This is a genomic window from Microbacterium sp. JC 701, from assembly GCF_021026215.1.
Lineage (GTDB): Bacteria > Actinomycetota > Actinomycetes > Actinomycetales > Microbacteriaceae > Microbacterium > Microbacterium algihabitans.
Window position 1 is genome coordinate 965,264 of record NZ_JAJNCV010000001.1, and the last position, 19,608, is coordinate 984,871.

The window sequence follows — 19,608 nt, forward strand, 5'->3', positions numbered from 1 at the left end:
GGATGGATTGTTACACAATCCGCGATGCGGCGTCAGTTCCGTAGCGAGGTCACCATCGAGCGCAGGGCCACCAGGGCCGCCTTCTGCTCGGCATCCGTCATGCCGCTCAGCATCCGCTTCTCCACGCTGCGGACGGCGGCGCTCGCCTCCTCGAGGGCGGCGCGACCCTTCGCCGTGAGGCGCGTGGGGAGCACCTTGCCGACCGGCGCGGCATCCGGGCGCTCGACGATGCCCTCGCGCTCGAGGGTCTGCAGCAGCACGTTCATCGACTGGCGGGTGACGAAGGCGCCGCGGGCGAGGTCGGAGTTCGACAAGCCAGGTCGCTGCTTGAGCAATTCGAGGCACGAGTAGTGCGTGACCGTCATTCCGAGGGGGCGCAGCACGTCTTCCATCGCCACGCGCAGCGCGCTCGCCGCCTCCTTGAGGAGGTAGCCCAGGGAGGTGTTCAGGTCGATCGCCTCTTGCGTCATGTCAGTATTCTGACATACAGTCAATGTCAGATAACTGACACGCAAGGAGAACCTCATGCCCGTCACCGGACCCGACTTCCTTTCCCTCCAGGTGCGCGACCTCGCCGCGTCGCACGCCTTCTACGAGAAGTACCTCGGCCTGCGGCGCTCGCCCGCGGGCCCGCCTCACGCTGTCGTCTTCGACACGACGCCCATCGCCTTCGCCTTGCGCGACCTCGCCCCCGCCACCGATCTGACCGACGTCGCCCAGCCGGGAATCGGCGTCGCGGTCTGGCTTCACGCCACCGGCGTGCAGGAGATCCACGACGAGCTCGCCGCCGACGGCCACCGCATCGTGATGGACCCGATCGACGGCCCCTTCGGCCGCACGTTCACCTTCGCCGACCCCGACGGGTACCACGTCACCCTTCACGACCGCGGCTGAGGTCTCGATCGGGTCGGGCGGGCGGCGGCATCCGGGGTCTTTCTTCTCTCATTCGTCCGGGTCGCCGGGGTCGCGACCGTCGTGCGGATCAGGGGTCGACACGCCGTTTCCGGATGCCGCGGAATCGGCGTGTCGACGATGGCGCCCGCACGACGGCGAGGGGTGGGGCCTCCCGCGGCCCGCGTCCGGGAGCGGTGCCACCGGCGGGTAACGTAGGTGCATGGCGACGACGGCGGGGCGAGGCATGATGGCCCTGACCTACGCCGGAGTCCTGCTTCTGCTCGGCGTGATCCTCGCCGCGATCGTCGATCCGTTCGCCCGGCAGCCCGCCGAGGTCGACTCCACGACGGAGTGGCTCGCTCGCTTCCTCTTCGCCCTCGGTGCGGCATGGCTCGTGATCGGCATGGTCGCCGCCCGCACGCGTCTGGTTCGCCGCCCCGGCGCCGCCGCGGCCCGCGCCTCGTGGATCGCCTCGACCCGTCCGTGGCGGGCCCGCGAATCGAGCCTCGGCGTGCTGCCGCTCGATCGTTGGCTGATGATCATCGTGCCCGGCGGTCTGCTCGTGGCCACCCGCGTCGTGCAGGCGCCGCGCGACGGCCTGTGGAGCGTGCTCGTCGCGATCGGCGGCTGGCTGCTCTTCGCCGCCGTGGTGCGACTGCTGCTCGGCCGCCGTTCTCCGTGGCCCATCATCGCGGCCGTCGGTGGTGCCCTCGTGCTGCGCTGCGTCTTCGCTCTGATCGCGATCGCCCTGTCGGGGCCCGAGGGGATCTGGCCGGCGCTGTGGTCGTCGCCGGTCGTGCGCATCGCCTATCTCGCGATCGCCTTCGCCCTGGTCGCCTGGGTGTTCGTCGCCGCGGGCTGGTCGCTGTCGGCCCAGCTCGGCCGGCGCCGCGCCGCGGGTGTCGCGCTCGCCGGAGTGGGCGTGGGCTACGCGCTGCCCGCGACCACCATCGCTCTGCTCGGCGTCGGCGACGCGCTGCGTTCGTGGAACGAGCAGATCGGCGTGCTGCCGTGGGACCTGGCGCGCATGACAGCCGTTCGAGAAGGCGCTCTGCCGGTAGAGGTCGTCACGGTCACCGCCGTTATCGGCGCCGTCATCACCGTGGTGGGCGTCGTGCTCGCTTTGCCGCAGCGCGTGTACGACCGCAGCCGTCGAGGCTGAGCGTCAGCGGCGCTCAAGGGTCGCATCGAACGGCCCGCCGCGGCGGATCTCGCGCACCTCTTTGCCCAGGGGCATGAGCGAGACGGGCACGAGCTTGAAGTTCGCGATGCCGAGCGGGATGCCGATGATCGTCACGCACAACAGCAGGCCGGTGAAGATGTGGCCGAGGGCGAGCCACCACCCGGCCAGGATCACCCACACGACGTTGCCGAGGAACGACGCGACGCCCGCGCGGGGCTTGGCGACGATCTCGCGCCCGAAGGGCCACAGCGAGTACAGGCCGATGCGGAACGACGCGATGCCCCACGGGATCGTCACGATCAGCACGCACAGCACGATCCCCGCGGCGAGATAGCCGAGGAAGAGCCAGAAACCCGAGAGTACGAGCCAGAGGACGTTGAGGATCAAGCGCATGCCTCCATTCTCGCGGGCGCAGCGGGGTGGCATCCGGGGTTTGACTCCCGGTGACTAATCGCTGCTCGCGCGCCGCGCAAGCGCCCCATCGTGCTCGGTCAGCGGCGTTAACGTGAGGCCACCGAGGGAAGGAACCCCCATGTCCGATATCACCCGCGCCACCCCCGAGCGTCGCGTCCTGTCGAGCTTCAGCGACTACACCGGCGCGCAGGCCGCCGTGGACCGGCTGTCGGATGCCGGGTTCCCGGTCGAGCACACCGCGATCGTCGGGCACGACGTGCGCATCGTCGAGCAGATCACCGGCCGCCTCACCCGCGGGCGCGCGGCGCTGCTGGGCGCGGCGTCGGGCGCGTGGTTCGGCCTGATGATCGGCGTGCTCGTGGGGCTGCTGACCCCGACCGGATTCCTCGGCCTGCTGCTGTTGGGCCTCGTGCTCGGAGCGGTGTGGGGCGCGGTCTTCGGCTTCGTCGGCCACGCGATGACCGGCGGTCGCCGCGACTTCTCGTCGGTGCAGGGCTTCGAGGCCGAGCGATGGGATGTGACGGTGGATGCCGAGCACCTGGCCCGCGCGCAGTCGCTGCTGTCGGCGGGGGCCGCGGGCGAAGAGCGGGTCTGAGCCCAGGCCCGTTGACGCGGCGGTGGGTGCCGCGGGGTTGTGCGGCGCTGGGCGTGGACGCGGGGCGTTGCGGGTGACCGGCCGCGCGGTTGTGGGGCGTCGGGCGTGGCCCCGGGGCGTTGAACGTGGCCTGCCGCGCGGATGTGGGGCGTCGGACGTGGCCCCGGGGCGCTGAACGTGGCCCCGGGGCCACCCCGCGCGCACCGAACCGCGAGAGGGAGCCCACCGGGGGCCGATGTCGGAGGCCCCGCCTAGACTTGATCCGCCATGACCGATGCCTCCACGCCACTCATCTTCGACGGCCCCGCGCCGTCGTCGGCCCGCCCCGACGCCGACCTGCTCGAGGGCCTGAACGGCCCCCAGCGCGAGGCCGTCACCTATCGCGGGCAGGCGCTGCTGATCGTCGCGGGCGCGGGTTCGGGCAAGACGAGTGTGCTCACGCGCCGCATCGCATCGCTGCTGCGCACGCGTGAGGCGTATCCGAGTCAGATCCTCGCGATCACCTTCACCAACAAGGCCGCCGGCGAGATGCGCGAGCGCGTGCACCAGCTCATCGGGCAGAAGGCCGACGGCATGTGGATCTCGACGTTCCACTCGGCGTGCGTGCGCATTCTGCGGCGCGAGGCCGAGCAGTTCGGCTTCACCAAGTCGTTCACAATCTACGACTCGGGCGACTCGCGCGCCCTCATCAAGCGTCTCGTCAAAGAGCACGAGGGCGACTCGTTCGGCCTCACCCCGGCCGGCACGCAGAGCCGCATCTCGAAGCTGAAGAACGAGCTGGCGGATGCCGAGTCGTACGCCCGATCCGCGAACATGAGCGACCCCGCCGAGCGCGTGTTCGTCGAGATCTTCGGCTCGTACCAGCGCGAGCTGCAACGGGCCAACGCGTTCGACTTCGACGACCTCATCGCGCAGACGGTCTACCTCTTCCGCGCGTTCCCGCAGGTCGCCGATCGCTATCGGAAGCGGTTCCGGCACATCCTGGTCGACGAATACCAAGACACAAACCACGCGCAGTACGCGCTCATCCACGAGCTCACCCGGGCACCGGGGTCGGATGCCGAGCCGTTCTCGTCGGGCGGCATGATGATCTTCGACGCCGAGCCCGCGGGCGAAGACGCCGCCTCGCTCACCGTCGTCGGTGACTCCGACCAGTCGATCTACGCGTTCCGCGGCGCCGACATCCGCAACATCAGCGAGTTCGAGCGCGACTACCCGGGTGCCAAGGTCGTGCTCCTCGAGCAGAACTACCGGTCGACGCAGAACATCCTCTCGGCCGCCAACGCCGTCATCGCGAATAACTTCGACCGCAAAGACAAGAAGCTGTGGACCGACGTCGGCGCGGGCGACCCCATCATCGGCTTCACCGGCTACTCGCAGCACGACGAGGCGCAGTTCGTCGCCGACGAGATCGAGGCGCTGCACAAGAAGGGGCTTCCCTACTCCGGCGTCGCGGTGTTCTACCGCACCAACTCGCAGTCCCGTGCGCTGGAAGAGATCTTCATCCGCTCCGCGGTGCCCTACAAGATCATGGGCGGCACCAAGTTCTACGAGCGCGCCGAGATCAAAGACGCGCTCGCGTACCTCATCGCCGTCGCGAACCCCGCAGACTCGATGGCGCTGCGCCGCATCCTCAACCGTCCGCGCCGTGGCATCGGCGACGTCACCGAGACGGCGATCGCCCGCTACGCCGCCGAGCACGGCATCACCTTCCGCGACGCCCTTGCGAACTCGGCCCAGATCGGGGTCGGCCCGAAGCTGCAGAAGGCCATCGACCAACTCGACGCGGTGCTGAGCGAGGCCACGGCGGTCATGCTCCCGGCATCCGGAGAGCTCGCCCCCTCCACCTCGGTCACCGAAGGCCTCACGCTGCTGCTGAACAAGAGCGGCTACTTCGACGCCCTGCGCGCCAGCAAAGACCCGCAAGACGAAGCGCGCCTCGAGAACCTCGACGAACTCGTCGCCGTGACCCGCGAGTTCGCGCGCAACAACCCCGAGGGCACGATCATCGACTTCTTGACCGAGGTCACCCTCGTGGCAGACGCCGACGACCTCGACGACGCGTCGGGATCCGTGTCGCTCATGACGCTGCACACCGCGAAGGGCCTCGAGTACGACGCGGTGTTCCTCACCGGTGTCGAAGAAGACCTGCTGCCGCACCGCATCTCGGCGAACGAGCCGGGCGGTCCGCAGGAGGAGCGACGGTTGTTCTACGTCGGCATCACCCGCGCCCGCAAGCGCCTGCACGTCTCGCTCGCGATGACGCGCGCGCAGTTCGGTGAGGTGACGGTCGCGATGCCCAGTCGATTCCTGCAGGAGATCCCCGCCGACCTCATCGACTGGAGGCAATCGCCCGGTGACGTGAACGGTCGCGGCGGTTCGCAGTCGCGCGCGCTCAACGCCCGCGGTCGGCGTCCCGGCCAGCCCGGGGCCGGGGGCAACCGTTACGGCGACGACCTCGTGCCGCTGCCGAAGCGCGCGCCGGCGGATCCGAGCAAGTTCCCCAACCGCATCCCGGCCAAGGTGCGCGACAACGGCGACATGGAGCTCGCCTCCGGCGACCGCATCCGCCACGACGACTTCGGCGAGGGCCGCGTCGATGCCGTGACCGGCGAAGGCGCGAAGCGCGTCGCGCACGTGCGGTTCGACTCGGTCGGGCCGAAGAAGCTGCTCATCAAGATCGCGCCGATCGCCAAGCTCTGACGGCCGGGCTTCCCCGTTTGGGTCGGATTCCGGCGTTTGGGGCGGATTCTGGCGTTCGGGGCGTGAAATATCCGCCCCGAACTGCGGAATCTGCCCCGAACACTTGCGATCGCACTCTCGAGGCGGTCGCGGCGCTGCGTCGGCTCGGGGCTCCCCGTTTGGGGCGCATTCTTCCGTTTGGGGCGTGAAATATCCGCCCCGAGCTGCGGATCCTGCCCCAAACGTGCGCTGGAGCGCGCCGCCGGGCGATTGAGGTGACGGTCGGACCGCGCCGGGCCGCGGGCGTCCGGGTTTGGGGCGCGTTCTTGCGTTCGGGGCGGAAAATATTCGCCCCAAGCTGCGGATCCCGCCCCAAACCCGCACCCGCACCCCGCCGACCCCGCGCCAAAACCACATCCCCATCCACACCCGAACCCCGCCGACCCCGCGCCGCGCCCGCGGCCTCGACCACCCGGCGCGCGCCCTGCGGACCGCGCGGGGGAACGCCCCGGCTAGGCTGAAACAATGGCTCTCTTCTCGCGCCGCAAGAAGTCCGACTCCGACGACGCATCGGCCGCCCGCCCCGACTCCACGATCGAGCCGGGCGAACAGCCCGTCGATCCTGCCGGTCCGAGCGACGCCGCTCCCGCAACGGATGCCGCGGACGCGGCCCCCGCCCAGGCGACCCCGACCGTCGGCATCTCGATGTCGTCGTTCCGCGGTGTCGGCGCCGCCCCCGAGGCAGCGCCGCAGCTGACCAACGCCCCGCCGGTGGCCGACCGCCCTTCGGCGCGTCAGCCCGGTGCAATGGAAGCGCCGGAGGCACCGGAGACGGTCCCGGGTCTGCGCGACAACGTGCTGCTGGGCAACGCCCTCGCCGAGATCAACGGTCAGCCCGAGCCCAACCAGCTGCTCAACGTCGCTCGTCAGCTGCTGCAGGGGCACGTGTTCCTGCGGGTGAAGGGCGACGCGCGTGCGCTCGTCGCCGAGGGCAAAGACCTGCCGCTGGCCGTGGCGAACCGTGGCGACGAGCAGCTCGTGCTCGCCTACACGGGCGGACTCGCGCTGCGTGCGAGTGTCGACGCCGACGGCGATCGCGACACCTCGGCGATGGGCCAGCCCATCATGGCGCTCCTGCGGCACGTGCTCGCCGGACCCTACGCGGGCATCATCCTCGACCCCGCGTCGGAGGAGCACCGTGCCGTGCTCCCCTCGGCCCTGCTCGAGCGCATGGTCACCGAGGCCGATCCCGAACTGCGCATCAAGACTCTGCTCTGCGAGACCCGCGCCGACGAAACGCCCGGCGCCATCGTCGACGCGATCATCGCCGACGCGCCCCTGTGGATCGCTGTCAACCGCGCGGGCGAAGACGGCCCCATCGGCGTCGCCGAGTCGCGGTCGGCTGCGGGCGAGCGCTTCCTCGAGGTCTTCACGCACCCGCTCGAGCTGCTGGCCCTCGGTCGCGGCGACCAGCCTCTGCCGATCAAGCGTGCCCAGCTGTCGAAGGCGCTGGCCACCGACGGCGGGCTCACCGGCATCCTGATCGACGCCGCCGGCCCGTGGATCCGCATGACCCGCGACGAGCTCGCGCCGCTCATCGCCCTGGCCGAGGTCGACGAGGCGCCCGCTTCGTAGATTCCGGATGCCGTCGGGCCGGCGCAGCCGTCGCCTCACGGCGCTCGCCTCGCCGAGCCGTCGGTCCGCGACCGTGCGGCCGCTACGTCGCCCGTGGGTGCGCGCGGCGGGAGCTGGTCGGGTGCCCCGTGTGCAACTCCGGAGATCCGCCGCGTGGTGCCGCCGCCGCCGCGGTGTTCCGGCCCGAGTGGGGCCGTTTCTCCGGAGTTGTGACCGCTCAGACGCCGTAGAGCTCGCCCACCGGCACGGTGACCGGAAGCACGTTGCCCGCGGGCGCGAGCGGACAGGCCCACATCGGGTCGTACGCGCACGACGGATTGTACGCGAAGTTGAAGTCGATCACGAGCGTGTCCGGCGCGGAACCCGTGCCCAGGTCGGCCCCCTTGATCGTGTCGAGCAGGTAGCGTCCGCCGCCATAGGTTCCGCCCGGGCGTCCGGCCGACGCATCGCGCACCGGAACGAACAGGCCGCCGCCGTACGAGGTGAGACGCCACACATCGAGAGAGCCGGTGTCGGGGAGCTCCACCCGCCCGATGCGCTCGAAGCCGACCTCGCCGTCGGTGCCCGTCGTCGCGACGAACGACGCCTCGTCGGCGTCGAGCAGCGGCACCTCGAATCGCCACGCGGCGTCGTAGGGGGCGAGGGGCAGGCCGACGAATCCGGCCCGCTGCTCCAGAAGCAGGGGAGTGGCGGGATGATCGGCGAACAGCGCATCGCGCTCGATGCGCCAGAGCTCGTGCGCGTCTTCGGGGTCGTCGGCTTCGCGCACCGCGTCGTACAGCGCGAAAACGCGGCGGCGCCAGTCGACGATGTCGAGGGCGGTGCGGCCTGCAGCGGTGGTCATGCCCTCGAGCGTAGGACGGTGCCGGATGCCGCGGCCCGGGCTGGACACGCGTGTCGCCGAGCGTCGGGGTACGGCGCGAAGGTGGCCCCGGGGCCACTTCTGTCGCCCCGGGGCTGTGGACGGCGCCCCGATCCGCGCCGGATGCGGTGTGGCCCAGGGGCCAAATGCGGTGCCCGGGCCGAGCGAGGGCGCCACGGAGCGTACAGGTGCCGTGCGTAGGTGGCCCCGGGGCCACGGACGGCGCCCCGATCCGCGCCGGATGCGGTGTGGCCCAGGGGCCAAATGCGGTGCCCGGGCCGAGCGAGGGTGCCACGGGGCGTACAGGTGCTGTGCCTACGTGGCCCCGGGGCCACTCTGTCGCCCCGGGGCCACGAAGCGTGCCCCGGAACGGCGGCGCCCCACGGGAGCGCTACCCCGCAAAAGCGCCGCCCCGCCCGCTCGCCCGCAACGGGGCAGACACGGCCCCGGCCCGCGCACTAGCGTCGGGTCATGGCATCCCCCCGCATCACGTTGACCGTTCCGGGACCCGAGGGCGAGCGCGAGGTCGGCATCTCGAACCCCGACCGCGTGCTGTGGCCCGAGGTCGGGATCACCAAGCGCGAGCTCGCCGAGTACCTGATCGCCGTCGCCGATCCCTTCATCGCGGCGAACGGGCACCGGCCGGTGTCGCTCGAGCGCTTCCCCGAGGGCGTCGGGGGCGAAGCCTTCTTCTCGAAGAACCCGCCGAAGGGCGCGCCCGACTTCGTCGAGGCCGTGACCGTGACGTACAACAGCGGGCGCCGGCATCCGCAGCTCTTCCTCGGCGAGATCGCATCGGCGGTGTGGGCAGCGCAGATGAACACGATCGTGTTCCATCCGTGGGCCTCGCTCGCGACCGACCCCGACCACCCGATCGAGTTGCGCATCGACCTCGACCCGCAGCCGGGCACGGGCATCGCCGAGGCGGTCACTGCCGCGCACGAGCTACGCGCGGTGCTACGCGAGGCGGGCCTCGAGGCGTGGATCAAGACGAGCGGCAACCGCGGCCTGCACGTGTTCTGCCCGATCGAGCCGACGCACGAGTTCCTCGACGTGCGGCACGCGGTCATCGCCGCGGCACGTGAGCTCGAGCGCCGGATGCCGGATGCCGTGACCACCAACTGGTGGAAGGAAGAGCGCGGCGAGCGGATCTTCGTCGACTTCAACCAGGCGAACCGGGATCGCACCATGGCGGGGGCGTATTCGCCGCGGGCGCTGCCGACCGCGACCGTGTCGACGCCGGTGGCCTGGGACGAGCTCGACGACCTCGACCCGCTCGCGTTCACCGTGCGCTCGATCCCCGAGCGACTGGCATCCGTCGGTGATCCGTGGAAGGGGTTCGCCGACAAGCCCGGACGCGTCGACACCCTGCTGGAGTGGTGGCAGCGCGACCTCGACAACGGTCTCGGCGAGCTGCCGTTCCCGCCCGAGTTCCCGAAGATGCCGGGGGAGCCGCCGCGCGTGCAGCCTTCGCGGGCGAAGACGCCTGGCGCCTAGGGAGTCAGTGCGTCGCCCGCGGCGCTGCGGTAGTACAGCACCGCGCGGCCGTATCTCGCGCGGTTGAGGAGTCCGGCGCGTTCCATCACGCGCAGATGCTGGTTGATCGCGGAAGTCGACACCCCGAGCTGCAGGGCCAGGTCGGTAGACGATGCCGGTTCGCCGAGCGCCGCGAGCAACGTCGCGCGGGTGCGGCCGAGCAGGTCGGACACGGCATCGGGTGCGGGCTGTCCGCTCGTCGACCACATCGCTCCCTGGCCGCGCGCGGGGTACATGACGGTGGGTGGCAGGTCGTCGTCGATGGGGGTCGAGACGCGGACCGTGAAGATCGACGGGACGAGAGTGAGCCCGTCGCCGCGCACCGGGCGACGGCGGATCTCGGGGTTCCACAGCCGCACGTCGAGGTGGCGGCCGTCGTAGCGGGCGGCATCCGAGAGGCCGTTGAGCACGGTGCCCATCCCGGCCTGGGCGGCGATGCGGCAGCGGTAGGCGATGTCGGCGCGCAGCACCGTGCTCATGCGCGCCCAGTGCGGGGCGAAACACAGGTCCCACGCGGTGGCGAGGGCGCGTTGCAGGCGGGCGATGACGACGTCGTGCCGGCCACGGAACACCGCGGGCACCTCCCCGTGCACGCGCTCGAGGTCGGTCGTGAAGTGGGCGCGCGTGATGCGTCCGAGCGCGGTCAGTTCGTCGTCGAGCGAGGTCAGCGGAGAAGCCGGCCGAGGGTTCACGAAGTCGGCGGTCCACTTGCGGTCGTTGACGAGCGCGAGCAGCACCTCGAGATCGAGTAGCGGGCGCACCGACGCGATCCGCTCGAGCCACGGACGCTGCAGAGGGAAGCCCTCGGGCTGCGAGAAAGCGCGCAGACCGAGCCCGAGCTCCGACAACGGCGAGATGCCGAAGCGAATCGCCGAGATGTCGGCGGCATCCAATTCGTATCGGATCATGAAGCCCCACGCTACATCGATTGAACGACCCCGCCGCGCCTGGATCAATGGAGACGTGACCAGCACGATCCCCACCGTCCCCCTGAAAACCCTCGTGCAGACGGACCGGACGCTCCGCCGTCTGCTCACGATCACCCTGGTCGACACCCTCGGTCGCGGCGCGTTCTTCACTCTCACCACGCTCTACCTCACGCTCATCGTCGGCCTCGAGCCGGTCACTGTCGGGATCGGCCTCACGATCGCCGGCGCGGTCGGTGTCGCGAGCTCCCTCGTGTTCGGGCACCTGTCCGACCGCTTCAGCGCGCGGACGATGCTCGTCGTGCTGCACGTCGTGCAGGGGACCGCCCTCATCGGCTATCTGTTCGTGCGCGATCTGCCCACGCTCGTGGTCGTCGCCTCGCTGGTGCTGCTCGCCCAGCAGGGTGGCGGCAGCGTGCGCTCTTCCGTCGTCGGACGGGCGTTCCGCGGCGAGGATCGCGTGCGCATCCGCGCCACGATGCGAACCGTCACGAACGTCGGCATCGGCGTCGGCACGACGGTCGCCGCCATTCCCCTCGCGCTCGGCACGCCGTTCGCCTTCCACCTGACGATGACCCTCGCCGGCTCGCTCTTCCTCGCGTCCGCCGTGTTCGTGGCCGGCCTGGATCCGGCGCGCGTCGACGTGGCGGTCGCGGAGCCCTCGTCGGATGCCCCCGCTCCAGCGGGCCGAAGCCCCTACCGCGACCCGCGCTTCCTGTGGCTGACCGTGCTGATGGGGGTCTTCGGCATCCAGTTCGGGGTGTTCGAGATCGGCGTGCCGCTGTGGGTCGTCTCGCACACGATCGCCGCCGACGTGGTCGTGAGTCCGCTCCTGCTGGTCAACACGGTCGTCGTCGTGCTGCTGCAGGTGCGGATGAGCCGCGGCACCGGAACGTTCGCCGGCGCGGGGCGCGCGATGACGCGAGCCGGATGGCTCATGGTCGCGGCGTGCGCGCTGTGGGCGGGCGCCGGGTGGGTCGGGGGAGACGGGTGGGGTCCCGCGACGCTGGTGATCGTGGTGCTCTTGGCGGCCGCCGTCATGCACTCGCTCGCCGAGATCATGTCGAGCGCCGCGGGCTGGAGCCTGAGCTTCGACCTCGCCCCGCAGGAGCGCATGGGCAGCTACCAGGGCGTTTACGGCACCGGGTATGCGGGCGGGGCGATGATCGCGCCCGCGGTCGTGACGCTCACCGCGATCGACCTCGGCACGGGCGGGTGGGCGATCCTCGCCGCGATGTTCGCCGGGGCGTCGTCGGGAGTGGTCGTGATCGCCCGGCGGGCGGGGCGGGAGGTGGGGGCCGCAGGTTAGGCGCCTGCGGTCGCGGGCGCGGTCGCCGTCGCTGTCGCGGTCACCAGAACAGGACGCTGCGTCGAGAACAGGACGATTGCGGCAGTTTCGTCCTGTTCTCGTGGCGTCCCCTGTTCTCGTGACGCGCGCGGCGCGCGGCAGGCTCAGGCGACGGTGCGGGCCGGCCGCGCCTGCCGTCACCAGAACAGGACGCTGCGTCGAGAACAGGACGATTGCGGCGGTTTCGTCCTGTTCTCGTGGCGTCCCCTGTTCTCGTGACGCGCGCAGCAGCGCCAGGAGGCAGCTGGGCGGATGCCACGTCCCGTGCGCACCGCCAGCTGGCGGAGCCGGCCGGGCTCAGTCGAGCACGTCGCCCAGGTCGTACGAAGTGACGGTCTCGAGCTGCGAGAAGGTGCAGGAGCGGGCGTCGCGGTCGGGGCGCCAGCGGTCGAACTGCACCGTGTGGCGGAAGCGCATGCCCTCGAGCTGGTCGTAACGCACCTCGAGCACGAGCTCGGGACGCAGCCGCACGAACGACACGTCTTTCGACGCCGAGAAGCGCGAGCGGTCGGTCTCGCCAACCACGGCCCCGCCGTCGGCGTCGCGCTCCACCAGGGGAGCGAGCTCGTCGATCAGCTCTTTGCGGCGCTTGTCGGTCCACGCCGAGACGCCGCCGACGCCGTGCAGCCGGCCCTCGTCGTCGTAGAGGCCGACGAGTAGCGAGCCCACTCCCTCGCCCGACTTGTGGATGCGGTAGCCGAGGGCGACCACATCGGCGGTGCGGGCGTGCTTGATCTTGAACATCGTGCGCTTGTTCGGCGCGTAGGGCTGGGCGAGGGGCTTCGCGATCACACCGTCGAGGCCCGCGCCCTCGAACTCGGCCAGCCAGCGGCGCGCGAGGTCGGGGTCGTCGGTCGTGCGCGTGACGTGCACGGGGTGCGGCACGGCGCCGAGCAGGTCTTCGAGCTGGGCGCGCCGCTCCGCGAACGGCTCGGACTGCAGGTCGCGGTCGCCCCGGGCAAGCAGATCGAACGCGATGAACATGGCCGGGGTCTCTTCGGCGAGCATGTTCACACGCGAGGCCGCGGGGTGGATGCGCTGCGACAACGCCTCCCAGTCGAGACGCTGGCCGCCCTCGGCATCGCGAGCGACGACCACCTCGCCGTCGATGAGACACGGCTCGGGCAGCAGTTCGGCGAACGCCGCCACGAGCTCGGGGAAGTACCGCGTCAGCGGCTTGGCGCCGCGGCTGCCGATCTCGACGTCGGTGCCGTCCCACGAGATCAGGGCGCGGAAGCCGTCCCACTTGGGTTCGTAGCTGAAGCCGCCCTCGACCTTGGCGTGCTCCGGAACCTCGGGCACCGACTTCGCCAGCATCGGTGCGGGGATGTCGTACGGCATGGCCGTCAGCTCTCGTCGCCCGCCAGCGGCACGGGGTTCTTGCGCTTCTTGCGGCGCGCCCACTCGGCCGGCTTGTCGGGGCCGTTCCAGACGGTGATGATGCCCCAGACCACGGCGGTCAGCGGCACGGCCAGCAGGGTGCCGAGGATGCCACCGATCGCGGTGCCGCCCGCCAGCACGACGAGCACGACGAACGAGTGCAGCTTCATCGAGCGGCCCATGAGCACCGGCTGGAGGAAGTTGCCCTCGAGCTGATTCACGAGCACGACGATTCCGACGACGATCAGCGCCACGATCGGGCCGTTGGTGACGAGCGCGACCAGTGCGGCGAGGATGCCGGCGGTGACCGCACCCACGATCGGGATGAACGCGAGCAGGAAGACGAGCACAGCCAGCGGCAGGGCGAGCGGCACCTGCAAGATCGCGAGGCCGATGCCGATGCCGATCGCGTCGACGGCGGCGACGGATGCCGTGCCGCGCACGTACGAACCGAGGACCGTCACGGTCTTGTCACCGATGCGGCGCGCCCGCTCGTAGTCGCTGCCGTGGAACGGACGAAGGACGAACTCCCACATGCGGGGGCCGTCTTTGAGGAAGAAGAAGAGGATGACGACCATCAGCACGAAGCCCGTCACGAACGACGCGATCGCGCTCACACCAGCGAGCGCACCGGTGCCGAAGGACGAGCTCGTGACGAAGCCCTGGATGCCCTGAATCGCCTGGTTGACCTGGTCTTGGGAGATCGCGAAGGGCAGCGTGTGGTACCAGTCCTGCGCCTGCTCGAAGCCCTGCACGGCCTGCGAGCTGAGGTAGTCCCACTGGTTGATGACGGCGTTGGCGACCAGCCATCCGAGCGCGGCGAGCACCACGACGACGGCCAGCAGCGTGAGCAGCGTCGCGATGACCGAGGGCACGCCCTTGCGGCGCATCCACATGGTGACCGGGCCGAAGGCGGACGCGAAGATGAGGGCCAGCACGAGGGGGATGACCACGAGCGTCACCTGCTGGATGCCCCAGATGAGCCCCGCGACGAGGATCACTACGACGATGATCTGCACGGCCCGCACCGCCAGACGGCCGAACCCGTCGGCCCACAGGCTCTTCGGCGGAGTCTGGACGGCCTGCGCGACGGAGTTGACGGCGTCGCGAGGCGCGGGATGACGAGAGAACAGGCCCATGCTCACAAGGTAGCGGGGGCCTCCGACATGGGTGCGGAGGTTGCGCCGTCCCCGGGCGCCGGATAGGACGACGGATGCCGAGGCCCGCACCGTTCCGCGGGACGCGGCGCAGCGCGGGCCGACGTCGACCGATCCGCGGGGTGCCGTGACCGGCGCCCTTGCCGCAGTGATCGGGGCGCCGGCGTCACGGTATCCGGAATCAGACGAACGCGCTCATGCCCGTGATGTCGCGGCCGAGTAAGAGCGCCTGGACGCTCTCGGTGCCCTCGTAGGTGTGGATCGCCTCGATGTCGGCCATGTGCTGCATGACGCCGTTCTCGAGCAAGATGCCGTTGCCGCCGAGCAGGTCGCGGGCGATCGCGGCGACCCGACGCGCTGCGCGGGTGTTGTGGTACTTCGCCAGCGATGCCTGGGTGGGGCGCAGGCCGCCCGACAACTCGAGGTCGGCGAGACGGCGGCAGTAGAGCTGCATCGCGGTGAGTTCGTCGAGCATCTGGGCGAGGCGTTCCTGCACCATTTGGAACTTCGCGAGGGGCTTTCCGAACTGCATGCGCTCGGTGGCATACGTCCGCGCGATCTCGTAGCAGGCGGTCGCGTGGCCGAGCGCCGACCACGCGACGCCCGAGCGCGTGGCGAAGAGCACGACCGATGCGTCCTTGAACGTGCGGGTGCCGGGCAGCACGGCATCCGCGGACAGACGCACGTCGTCCATCGCGATATGAGCCTGGTGGATGCCGCGGAGCGACACCTTTCCGGTGATCACGGTGCCGACGTAGCCGGGGGTGTCCTGCTCGACGAGGAAGCACCGCACGTTGCCGTGGTCGTCGCCGCCCTCGTTCTCGACGCGGGCCCACACGAAGGTGATGCCGCCGGAGGCGCCGTTGCCGATCCACTTCTTCGTGCCGCTGAGCGACCAGCCGTCGGCCGTGCGCGTCGCCGTCGTCTCGAGCGAGACGGAGTCGGAGCCGTGGTCGGGCTCGGTCAGCGCGAAGGCGCCCAGAACGGTGCCGTCGGCGAGCGGCTTCAGCCAGCGCTGCTGCTGCTCGGGTGAGCCGTATAACGCCAGCGTCCGCAGTGCGAGCCCGCCCTGCACGGCGAGGGCGGTGGCGAGGGAGCCGTCGTGGCGCGAGATCTCCATGTTGACCAGACCCGCCGCCAGGGGCGAGGTGTAGGGCAGCTCGTCGTGCTCGATGCCGTCGGTGAACAGCTCGAGCTCGCCCATGCGCTTCACCAGGTCGATCGGATAGCTCGCGGCATCCCATTCACCCTGCATGCGCGTGCCGACTTCGTCGGCGAAGGCCTTCGCGGTATCCCACACGGCGCGGTCGGGGCCGGGGATGTCGGCGAACACCGCGTAGTAGTCGGTGTCGCGGCGACCGAGCAGGTCGTAGTGGGCGACGCGCTCTCCGGGGAGCGTGCGGGCATCGGCGTCGATGGTCATGAGTCCCAGTATCGCGCATGTTGGTACTCAGTGCCGCGCATGCCCTGGCGCTCGGGGCGAACGCTCGGGTGGAGCATTCGGGTCGCCGGGTCGCCGAGCGGGCCTCGAGAGCGAGAGACTGCATCCGGCTGACAACTCGGTGTCAGGCTGCAGCGCAGTTGTCAGCGAGATGCAGTCTCGCGACCCCAAAGGGCCGAGCGCCGGCTCCGCGCCTCAGTCGCCGAGCGTCGCGCGCAGGCGCCGCGTGACCTCTGCGGCGGGCATGCGGCGGGGGAACGCGGCGACGATGAGGTCGTCGCCGGCGGAGTCGTCGCCGTCGGGGTGCACGCCGTAGCGACGCAGCACGTCGTCGAGGGCGCGACGCAGAACGGATGCCGGCACCCGGGCGCCGCGCATGAGACGGCGCAGAACGTGGTTGTGCACGGCGGTCACGAGGGCCGAGAACCCGACGGCGTCGAGCGGATCGAGACCGGGGAGCGCCTCGCGCAGGTACTCGTCGAACAGGCGCTCGTAGCGGAAGACCGTGATGATCTCGCGGTCGCGCAGCCCCGGAACCTGCCGCACGATCGCGTACCTCCGCCGCGCGACCTCGGGGTCGGCCGCGAAGTGACGGAACACCCGCACCGAGGCCTCGCACACCGCGGCCCACGGGTCGTCGTGCGGCTGGGCGAGGTAGGCGCGGGTCTCGGCGATGAGCACCTCGTGGTCGGCGAACACGACGTCTTCTTTGCCGCCGAACTGCCGGAAGAACGTCGAACGCGACACTCCCGCGGCCTGCGCGATCTGCTCGACCGAGGTCTGGTCGTACCCGTGCTCGACGAAGAGGTCGATGGCCGCGGCCACCACGGCCGTTCGACTCGTGGGAGCGGCGTTGTCGGTCACGCGTCGAGCCTATCCGCGGGGTGGGTGCGCGGCCCGCGCCGCGGTGCGTGAGGGGTCGAGATGTGTCGCCGAGAACGCTCCGAGGCGACACCGATCGACCCCTCACGCGGGAATCCGCCGGGTGCGGAGGACGGGTAGACGATCGCGGCCGTCGAGGCAAGCGGATGCTGTGGCGCCGGCATCCGGAGTGGGATGGAACGATGACGTCCTCCCTGTGGCACACCGATTCCGCGTCCGTCGAGACGGCACCTCTGAAGGACGGTGGGCGGCACGATGTCGTCATCGTCGGGGCCGGGATCACGGGCCTGTCGACCGCCGTCATGCTCGCCGAGGCGGGAGTCGACGTTGCGGTGGTCGACGCGGGCGACGTGGGTCGGGGTTCGACCGGGGCGTCGGTGGGCATGGCATCCGTGCTGCAGGGGTCGACCCTCGCGGCCCTGCGCGCGCATCACCCCGCCACCCTCGTGCGGGCCTACGTCGAGGCGAACCGGGCGGGGCAGGAGTGGCTCGCCGAGAAGGCGGGGGCGGATGCCGATCGCCGCACCTCGTTCACCTTCGGTCGGGGCCTCGCGACCGACGTCGCCCTCGACGCGGTGCGCGACGCCGCGCGGGAGGCGGGCCTCGCCATCCGCGAGGACACCCCGAGCGCCTTCGGCGGACGCACTCCCGTGCGGGCCGTCGCCCTCGACGATCAGCTGGCGCTCGACCCGGTGCGGCTCGCGCACACCCTCGCTCGCGCGGCCGTGGCTGCGGGCGCGACCCTGCACACCGGCGTCCGCGTCAGCGACGTGAGCGTGCTCCCCGAGGGGCGCGTCGACACCGACCACGGCACGCTCTTCGGCGACACCGTGGTGCTCGCGACAGGCACTCCCATCACGCGGCGCGGGCTCTACGACCTGAAGACGCGAGCCCTGCGGTCATGGGCGATCGCGTTCGAGATGGATGCGGATGCCGAGACCCCGGGCGGCATGTGGAGCGAGGTCGGCGCCGAGGGACGCAGTGTCGTCGCCGCGCCCTCGTCGTTCGGACGTGCCGCTCTCATCGTGACCGGGGCACGGCATCCGGTGGGGTCCGCCTCGTCGGAAGTCGCGCTCGCCGAAGCCCTCGCCGCGTGGGCGCGGCGGACGCTGCCGGTCGGGGCGGAGCTCGCGCGCTGGTCGGGGCAGGACTACCAGTCGCACAACCTCGTTCCCTTCGTCGGCGGGATGCCGCGGGGCCTCGGTCGCCTGCGCTTCGCCACCGGATACGCGGGGTGGGGCCTGACGAACGCCCCGGCGGCGGCGATGCGGTTGAGCGACGAGATCCGCGGGGTGTCGTGGCGCGACCGCCCGCGCTGGATGCGCACGATGGGCACGCGCATGACCGTTCCCGCCGACCTCGGCCGCGGGATCGGCGAAGCCGGGAGACGTGCGTCGGTCGTGGCGGAAGCATTCGCCGACGCCACCCCCGCGCCGGTCAAGCGACCGGCCGAGGGCGCGGGAGTCGTGTCGCGCCAGGGCCTGCGAACGGCCGCGGTCTCGACGGTCGACGGGCAGACGCGCGCGATCGTCGCCCCCGCCCCGCTGACCTGGAACGACGCGGAACGCTCGTGGGACAGCCCCGTCGACGGCTCGCGCTACGCCCCCGACGGCATGCGGATTGAGGGTGCGGCATCCACCGATCTGGGTGTGCGGGGGCGCTGACGCTGCGACGGTTTGCGTCGGAGTGGGCCGCTTCGGCGCTGAGACTGCATCTCGCTGACAACTGCGTTGCAGGGTGACGCGGAGTTGTCAGCGAGTTGCAGTCTCGCGAGAATCGCGCCCGATGCGACGCCCCGCGTTCGGCGAGACGACCCCGGTCACGCGACCAGCGCCCAGTGAGACGCCCCGCGTCAGCTCTTCGCGCCGGTGAGCGCGAGCGCGCCGCCGAGGCCGATCATCATGACGCCGCCGGTGCCCGAGAGGGTCGAGATGCGCTTCGGCGAACGGGCGAACCAGTTGCGTGCCGTGCCCGCGGCGAGGGCCCAGGTGCTGTCGCACGCGAGCGCGAGCACCTGGAAGGTCAGTCCGAGCAGCAACAACTGCAGCCAGACGGCACCCGCGTGGGGATCGACGAACTGCGGCAGCACGGCGACGAAGAAGGCGATGGTCTTGGGGTTCGTCAGGCCGACGATGAAGCCCTGGCGCAGCAGTGTCCACGATGAGGTGGGGCCGCCGGTCGCGCCCGTGACGTGGGCATGCCGGTGGCGAATGGCCTGGATCCCGAGCCACACCAGGTAGACCGCGCCGACGATCTTCAACACGGTGAACGCGACGATCGATGAGGCGACGATCGCCCCGACCCCGAACGCCACGGCGAGCACCGCGGGAACAGTTCCGAGGGCATTGCCGACGACGCTCAGCACGCCCGCGCGACGGCCGAGCGCGATCGAGCGTCCGATCACGAAGAGCACGCTCGGGCCGGGGATGACGATTATGACGACCGACGCGGCGACGAAGGCCACGAGGTTCTCGATCGGAGGCATGCGTGAACTGTACTGCCGTCGCGTTTCGGGGCGGTACCGCAAGGTGGGGCGTGCCGTACTCCGGAAATACCGGATGCCAAGGTGTCGAAGAGGCGGTCCAGGCCGGGTCTCCGCCCGTCTTTCCGGAGTTGTGCACAGCGACAGCCTGGAGGGAGGTCGGGAAGGGGAGGACGCCGCAGCGCCCACCC

Annotated in this window: 17 protein-coding genes; 8 read left to right on the forward strand and 9 right to left on the reverse strand. The window is 70.9% G+C overall.

The features are described from left to right. Positions 1-32: 32 nt before the first annotated feature. Positions 33-470: a MarR family winged helix-turn-helix transcriptional regulator gene (locus tag LPW41_RS04665; protein WP_144829371.1), complete on the reverse strand. Its 438-nt coding sequence runs from the start codon at positions 468-470 to the stop codon at positions 33-35. Positions 471-525: 55 nt separating this feature from the next. On the opposite strand from LPW41_RS04665, the gene LPW41_RS04670 reads away from it, so the two are divergent. Both LPW41_RS04670 and LPW41_RS04675 read left to right on the forward strand, forming a co-directional pair. Further along, complete coding sequence (locus LPW41_RS04670; protein ID WP_144829368.1) at positions 526-894, forward strand: VOC family protein; 369 nt, start codon at positions 526-528, stop codon at positions 892-894. A 220-nt stretch (positions 895-1,114) separates the two neighbouring features. After that, positions 1,115-2,056, forward strand: a complete 942-nt coding sequence (locus tag LPW41_RS04675) for a hypothetical protein (protein ID WP_230704212.1) — start codon at positions 1,115-1,117, stop codon at positions 2,054-2,056. Positions 2,057-2,059: 3 nt separating this feature from the next. Here the strand turns inward: LPW41_RS04675 and LPW41_RS04680 are convergent, their stop codons facing one another. Further along, positions 2,060-2,470, reverse strand: coding sequence for a YccF domain-containing protein (locus LPW41_RS04680; protein WP_230704213.1), 411 nt, complete (start codon positions 2,468-2,470; stop codon positions 2,060-2,062). A gap of 139 nt (positions 2,471-2,609) precedes the next feature. On the opposite strand from LPW41_RS04680, the gene LPW41_RS04685 reads away from it, so the two are divergent. The 3 genes from LPW41_RS04685 to LPW41_RS04695 all read left to right on the forward strand — a co-directional run bounded on the left by LPW41_RS04685 (position 2,610) and on the right by LPW41_RS04695 (position 7,403). Beyond that, positions 2,610-3,086: a general stress protein gene (locus LPW41_RS04685; RefSeq protein WP_144829359.1), complete on the forward strand. Its 477-nt coding sequence runs from the start codon at positions 2,610-2,612 to the stop codon at positions 3,084-3,086. A gap of 267 nt (positions 3,087-3,353) precedes the next feature. Beyond that, positions 3,354-5,789, forward strand: a complete 2,436-nt coding sequence (locus tag LPW41_RS04690; protein WP_230704214.1) for an ATP-dependent helicase — start codon at positions 3,354-3,356, stop codon at positions 5,787-5,789. A 504-nt stretch (positions 5,790-6,293) separates the two neighbouring features. Further along, a complete protein-coding gene (locus LPW41_RS04695; protein WP_230704215.1) occupies positions 6,294-7,403 on the forward strand; it encodes an SseB family protein in 1,110 nt (369 codons plus the stop codon). A gap of 217 nt (positions 7,404-7,620) precedes the next feature. Here the strand turns inward: LPW41_RS04695 and LPW41_RS04700 are convergent, their stop codons facing one another. After that, positions 7,621-8,247, reverse strand: coding sequence for a DUF1684 domain-containing protein (locus LPW41_RS04700; RefSeq protein ID WP_230704216.1), 627 nt, complete (start codon positions 8,245-8,247; stop codon positions 7,621-7,623). 489 nt (positions 8,248-8,736) lie between these two features. On the opposite strand from LPW41_RS04700, the gene ligD reads away from it, so the two are divergent. After that, a complete protein-coding gene (gene ligD / locus LPW41_RS04705; protein WP_230704217.1) occupies positions 8,737-9,762 on the forward strand; it encodes a non-homologous end-joining DNA ligase in 1,026 nt (341 codons plus the stop codon). On the opposite strand, the gene LPW41_RS04710 is transcribed toward ligD, so the two are convergent. Beyond that, positions 9,759-10,709: a DUF5937 family protein gene (locus tag LPW41_RS04710; RefSeq protein ID WP_230704218.1), complete on the reverse strand. Its 951-nt coding sequence runs from the start codon at positions 10,707-10,709 to the stop codon at positions 9,759-9,761. The genes ligD and LPW41_RS04710 overlap by 4 nt on opposite strands. Positions 10,710-10,764: 55 nt before the next feature. On the opposite strand from LPW41_RS04710, the gene LPW41_RS04715 reads away from it, so the two are divergent. After that, entirely contained in the window at positions 10,765-12,036 is a 1,272-nt protein-coding gene (locus tag LPW41_RS04715) for an MFS transporter (RefSeq protein WP_230704219.1), read from the forward strand. A 336-nt stretch (positions 12,037-12,372) separates the two neighbouring features. Here the strand turns inward: LPW41_RS04715 and LPW41_RS04720 are convergent, their stop codons facing one another. The 4 genes from LPW41_RS04720 to LPW41_RS04735 form a co-directional block, all read right to left on the reverse strand. Further along, positions 12,373-13,416: an ATP-dependent DNA ligase gene (locus tag LPW41_RS04720; RefSeq protein WP_154096133.1), complete on the reverse strand. Its 1,044-nt coding sequence runs from the start codon at positions 13,414-13,416 to the stop codon at positions 12,373-12,375. Between the two features lie 5 nt (positions 13,417-13,421). Further along, entirely contained in the window at positions 13,422-14,594 is a 1,173-nt protein-coding gene (locus tag LPW41_RS04725) for an AI-2E family transporter (protein WP_144829336.1), read from the reverse strand. A 199-nt stretch (positions 14,595-14,793) separates the two neighbouring features. Then, the gene (locus tag LPW41_RS04730) at positions 14,794-16,035 is read right to left on the reverse strand and encodes an acyl-CoA dehydrogenase family protein (protein WP_230704220.1); all 1,242 of its coding nucleotides are present in this window, start codon (positions 16,033-16,035) and stop codon (positions 14,794-14,796) included. 213 nt (positions 16,036-16,248) lie between these two features. Beyond that, entirely contained in the window at positions 16,249-16,917 is a 669-nt protein-coding gene (locus LPW41_RS04735; RefSeq protein WP_154096131.1) for a TetR/AcrR family transcriptional regulator, read from the reverse strand. Positions 16,918-17,117: 200 nt separating this feature from the next. Here LPW41_RS04735 and LPW41_RS04740 point away from each other — a divergent pair, with 200 nt between their 5' ends. Next, positions 17,118-18,599 (forward strand): FAD-dependent oxidoreductase, encoded by a 1,482-nt coding sequence (locus LPW41_RS04740; protein WP_230704221.1) that lies wholly within the window; start codon positions 17,118-17,120, stop codon positions 18,597-18,599. A 188-nt stretch (positions 18,600-18,787) separates the two neighbouring features. Here LPW41_RS04740 and LPW41_RS04745 read toward each other — a convergent pair whose 3' ends face one another. Continuing rightward, positions 18,788-19,420 carry a LysE family translocator gene (locus LPW41_RS04745; RefSeq protein WP_154096129.1) on the reverse strand — a complete coding sequence of 211 codons (633 nt, stop codon included), beginning with the start codon at positions 19,418-19,420 and terminating at the stop codon, positions 18,788-18,790. Between the last annotated feature and the right edge of the window lie 188 nt (positions 19,421-19,608).

Coding starts and splice junctions, on each gene's coding strand:
- LPW41_RS04725 (WP_144829336.1), bottom strand. CDS start 14,594: ATGGGCCTGTTCTCTCGTCATCCCGCGCCTCGCGACGCCGTCAACTCC.
- LPW41_RS04675 (WP_230704212.1), top strand. CDS start 1,115: ATGGCGACGACGGCGGGGCGAGGCATGATGGCCCTGACCTACGCCGGA.
- ligD (WP_230704217.1), top strand. CDS start 8,737: ATGGCATCCCCCCGCATCACGTTGACCGTTCCGGGACCCGAGGGCGAG.
- LPW41_RS04665 (WP_144829371.1), bottom strand. CDS start 470: ATGACGCAAGAGGCGATCGACCTGAACACCTCCCTGGGCTACCTCCTC.
- LPW41_RS04720 (WP_154096133.1), bottom strand. CDS start 13,416: ATGCCGTACGACATCCCCGCACCGATGCTGGCGAAGTCGGTGCCCGAG.
- LPW41_RS04745 (WP_154096129.1), bottom strand. CDS start 19,420: ATGCCTCCGATCGAGAACCTCGTGGCCTTCGTCGCCGCGTCGGTCGTC.
- LPW41_RS04680 (WP_230704213.1), bottom strand. CDS start 2,470: ATGCGCTTGATCCTCAACGTCCTCTGGCTCGTACTCTCGGGTTTCTGG.
- LPW41_RS04700 (WP_230704216.1), bottom strand. CDS start 8,247: ATGACCACCGCTGCAGGCCGCACCGCCCTCGACATCGTCGACTGGCGC.
- LPW41_RS04710 (WP_230704218.1), bottom strand. CDS start 10,709: ATGATCCGATACGAATTGGATGCCGCCGACATCTCGGCGATTCGCTTC.
- LPW41_RS04690 (WP_230704214.1), top strand. CDS start 3,354: ATGACCGATGCCTCCACGCCACTCATCTTCGACGGCCCCGCGCCGTCG.
- LPW41_RS04740 (WP_230704221.1), top strand. CDS start 17,118: ATGACGTCCTCCCTGTGGCACACCGATTCCGCGTCCGTCGAGACGGCA.
- LPW41_RS04685 (WP_144829359.1), top strand. CDS start 2,610: ATGTCCGATATCACCCGCGCCACCCCCGAGCGTCGCGTCCTGTCGAGC.
- LPW41_RS04730 (WP_230704220.1), bottom strand. CDS start 16,035: ATGACCATCGACGCCGATGCCCGCACGCTCCCCGGAGAGCGCGTCGCC.
- LPW41_RS04695 (WP_230704215.1), top strand. CDS start 6,294: ATGGCTCTCTTCTCGCGCCGCAAGAAGTCCGACTCCGACGACGCATCG.
- LPW41_RS04670 (WP_144829368.1), top strand. CDS start 526: ATGCCCGTCACCGGACCCGACTTCCTTTCCCTCCAGGTGCGCGACCTC.